The organism is Cellulomonas hominis, from assembly GCF_005239125.1.
Taxonomy (GTDB): domain Bacteria; phylum Actinomycetota; class Actinomycetes; order Actinomycetales; family Cellulomonadaceae; genus Cellulomonas; species Cellulomonas hominis_A.
In genome coordinates this window covers 1-1,122 of record NZ_SZYE01000351.1, presented here as the reverse complement: position 1 = coordinate 1,122, position 1,122 = coordinate 1, and the positions used below count along the sequence as shown (strand labels likewise).

General features: G+C 80.0%; 1 pseudogene. It reads left to right on the top strand.

Annotated features, from left to right (window positions below):
* Positions 1 to 117 precede the first annotated feature (117 nt).
* Positions 118 to 1,122: pseudogene (locus tag FA014_RS19530) on the top strand (helix-turn-helix transcriptional regulator); the annotation flags it as partial.

Here is a 1,122-nt window from a genome sequence, read left to right as displayed (position 1 = left end):
TTGAAGTCGAGCTGGATCGTCGACATCTGCCAGGTGCGGCCGATCGCGTCCTTGGCCTGGACGGAGATCTTCGGGCCGTAGAACGCGGTCGCCCGCGCGGCGGGTGACGACGCCGCCGTGGTCCGGCACGCCCGCCGCGCGCTGGAGCTGTTCGGACCGGACGAGCAGCTCGGCCGTGGTGCCGCCGCGGGGCTGCTCGGGCTCGCGGCGTGGAGCGGGGGCGACCTGCCGGAGGCCGAGCGCCGCTGGTCGGACGCGCTCGACGCGCTCACGCGCGCGGGGCACGACGCGGACGCGCTCGGGGCGGTGCTCGCGCTCGGCGACATCCGGACGCTGCGGGGCCGGCTCGCGGAGGCGGCGCACGGCTACGCCCGGGCCCTCGAACGGGCGGCGGGCCTCCGCGGTGCCGCCGACATGCACGTCGGCCTGGCGGACGTGCTGCGCGAACGGGACGACCTCGTCGGCGCCGGGCGGGAGCTGGAGGCCGCGCGAGCGCTCGGCGACGGGGCGGGCCTGCCGCAGAACCGGCACCGGGAGCGCACGGTCGCCGCCCTGCTCCACGTCGCGGCCGGGGACGCGGACGGTGCGCTCCGGCTGCTCGACGAGGCCGAGCGCAGCTACGTCGCGGACTACTTCCCGGAGAGGCGGCCGCTGGCCGCGCTGCGGGCGTCCGTGCAGGCGCGCGCCGGCCGGCTCGTCGAGGCCCGCCGTTGGGTGCGCGCGAGCGGGGTCGGCGTCGAGGACGACGCGCACCCCCGGCGCGAGGCCGAGCACCTGGCGCTCGTGCGGGTGCTCCTGGCCGAGCGCCGGGCCGGGGGCGACCCGGGTGCGCTCCGGCCCGCCGACCGGCTGCTCGGGCGGGTGCTCGACGCTGCGGGGGCCGGCGGACGCGGCGCGAGCGTGCTCGAGGCGCTGGGTCTGCGCGCGCTGGTCCTGCGCGCGCTCGGCGACGGGGCGCGCGCGCTCGACGTGCTCGACCACGCGGTCCGGCTCGCCGCACCGGAGCGGCACGTCCACCTGCTCGCGGACGAGGGCGCCCCGATGGCGGCGCTCCTGCGCGACCTCGCAGGACGCCCCGGCGCACCCGCGCACGCGCAGGCGATCGCGCGCGCCGCGGAGCGC